Origin of the sequence: Kamptonema sp. UHCC 0994 (assembly GCF_029167235.1) — a bacterium.
Taxonomy (GTDB): Bacteria; Cyanobacteriota; Cyanobacteriia; order Cyanobacteriales; family Microcoleaceae; genus Kamptonema.
The window spans coordinates 1-2,333 of the sequence record NZ_JARFTR010000240.1 but is presented as its reverse complement, the minus strand read 5'-3'; the positions used below and the strand labels follow the sequence as shown (position 1 = coordinate 2,333).

The window sequence follows — 2,333 nt, the reverse complement described above, 5'->3', positions numbered from 1 at the left end:
ACGGCGGCGTTACAAACAATCCGATTGCAAAGTTAAAAAGAGAAATGGCAGGCAAGCGGGAAATGGGGAAATGCGGGGTGGCTTGCCTGCCTTGCTAACTAAGCGAGCACGGAGGGATTTGAACCCCCGACCCTCAGAACCGGAATCTGATGCTCTATCCACTGAGCTACGTGCCCTCGCTTTTTTTAATTATAGCACGTCTGTCGGCAAAATGGAGCGGGTGAGAAAAATTTGCGATCGCATCCCTGAAATAAATATTTTAAAGCTGAACTTCGAGCAAATTGTATTCAACGATACTTTAATTTAACCCTTGGCTGTCGCTGTCCCCCAAAGTTCGGGGGACTTATAGGGGGCATCTTAGCAAAATTCAAGTTGCGCGATCGCGGAATTTCTCGCATCCTCTATCCTGTCAATCAAAGCTTTGAGAGAAGCTTTTTCTGGGAATGCAAATCGGCGATCGCTTAAATGATCGAAAGCTTCCCATTCGCCGCTAACTTCCATATCTTGCCACAAAAACCAATCTCGATAGATTTCGCCAGTATCAATATCATCGCACAGAGCCAGCCAATCATCTCCTGTCAAAGCATCTGCATTTAATGCCACTAACTCCAACCAAGCTAATGCAATACAGCTATCTAAATCGCTATTATTCTTAACTGATTCAGATTGATTAGTAGTCGCTAGAGGTGAACAAAGAATAGTTTCCATGATTGTTACCTGGGTTGTTAAAGGACTGTTCGATCTGTTAAAACTTGGTAAGATTTAGGTGAATAGTGAAATTGAAAATTTTTCACTTAAGACTTAGGTATTTTTAACACCAAAACGGCGGCGCTAATAATAGTTTTGTGTAAGTCCTGTCACCATTCACCGCAAGCAATGAACTACTACTTAGAAACACAATTGAGCATTCTTAAAGTAGCTGCTGCTGCATAATTACGCTTTGCTCCTGCATCTGGGAAAAACTGATTGCCACTTTCATTCAAAGGAGAAGCTACAGAGCAATAACTAGACATTTGATTAATTGTGGAAGCGGCCCAGTGATTTGGGGTATCTGAGAAAGTTTTAACTGGTTGTGTGGGGGATAAATTAGGAGCTTGACCTTGCAAAGTCAAACCAAATTCTGCTGCTTTTCTTAGCACTGCCATCATTTCAGCACGGGTGACAAGTTGCTGCGGTTTAAACGTCCCATCTTCATAGCCGCTGACAATCTTATTATCCTGTGCAAATTTAATTTTAGCAGCACTCCAGCGGGAAGCCTCAACATCAGAATAAGGACGAGATGATACTTGAGTGGGAATACTTAAATTAGCACCCTTAACGCGCTTCAAAGATTCCAAGACTAACGACACCAATTGCTCCCTAGTTAAAGCTTCTTGAGGACGGAAGGTATTATCGCTGAATCCAGCAACGAATCCCAGGTCTACAGCCTGTTGAATTTCCTTAGAATAGATATCGCTACTGATATCTTTAAAAGCAGTAGTAATAGGCGGTGTATCAGTGCCATTATTTACACTTCCCGGAGCAGATTGATTGCTGGCTAAATAAAAGTGACCGAGGGTTTTACCGTCATAAGCTCGTTTAGCAAAACGCCATTCTGGGTCAAGAAAAACCTTCATCAAACCGCTAGTTACACCCCGCGTTCTGCCAATCACAACAGGCTGATAATTTGGATCGTTAGGACTACCAACAAGGAGAACATCGCTGCCATTATTCTGCAAACTTAAACTGTATTTTAATGCTAAGTCAGTACCTGCCATGCGAATAGAATAACCATTGCTATCTGTAGCTCGACCGCAAAGACCAGTAAAGTCAAAATTTAACAGCAACGGATCGATGGTAACGGGGTTAGAACCACTTTCGCTCCAGCAAGAACGCGACTTAGATATTTGTTCTAAAACTAACAGTTGGTGGCCGCCTAAACCGCGTGGAACTGCAACGGCAACAACGCTGTTTTGGTCAATTTCTGTTTGGTCAAATTTATACGCTACGGCAGCTTGATTTAAAGTATTGATTGTGAAGATAGCGGCGGTACCGAAAGCGGCCATTGCCAGTCTGCGTAAAATATTCATTTTGTATTCCCTGTTTGCTTGATGTCACTACTTTAAAAAATTGGAGAGGGGTTCCGCGCAGGAGATTAGGGAGTTAAAAAATATTTTTAGGGAAAATCATTAAAAATTTTACAGCTCTTGACTGACGGGGGTTTGAGTCTGTTACTGTCAAAAATTTGGTGGACAGTTAACTTCCTTAAATTAGGGCGAGTTTTCTATCTCCCTTAAAATCGTCTAAAATACAAACAGAACTTACGCATTTCTCACGTAACGCCGCCGTCCCGG

General features: G+C 42.3%; 2 protein-coding genes and 1 tRNA gene. All 3 read right to left on the bottom strand.

What is annotated here, in order from left to right; all coding sequences use genetic code 11:
• Window positions 1-103 precede the first annotated feature (103 nt).
• The 3 genes from PY364_RS21185 to PY364_RS21175 all read right to left on the bottom strand — a co-directional run bounded on the left by PY364_RS21185 (window position 104) and on the right by PY364_RS21175 (window position 2,069).
• Window positions 104-176, bottom strand: a tRNA-Arg gene (locus tag PY364_RS21185).
• Between the two features lie 181 nt (window positions 177-357).
• Window positions 358-708, bottom strand: a complete 351-nt coding sequence (locus tag PY364_RS21180; protein WP_275525996.1) for a hypothetical protein — start codon at window positions 706-708, stop codon at window positions 358-360.
• Between the two features lie 176 nt (window positions 709-884).
• Window positions 885-2,069 carry a DUF3747 domain-containing protein gene (locus tag PY364_RS21175; RefSeq protein WP_275525994.1) on the bottom strand — a complete coding sequence of 395 codons (1,185 nt, stop codon included), beginning with the start codon at window positions 2,067-2,069 and terminating at the stop codon, window positions 885-887.
• Window positions 2,070-2,333 lie beyond the last annotated feature (264 nt).

Excerpts from the sequence above, each read along its gene's own strand:
- PY364_RS21175 (WP_275525994.1), bottom strand. The coding sequence starts at position 2,069 with ATGAATATTTTACGCAGACTGGCAATGGCCGCTTTCGGTACCGCCGCT.
- PY364_RS21180 (WP_275525996.1), bottom strand. The coding sequence starts at position 708 with ATGGAAACTATTCTTTGTTCACCTCTAGCGACTACTAATCAATCTGAA.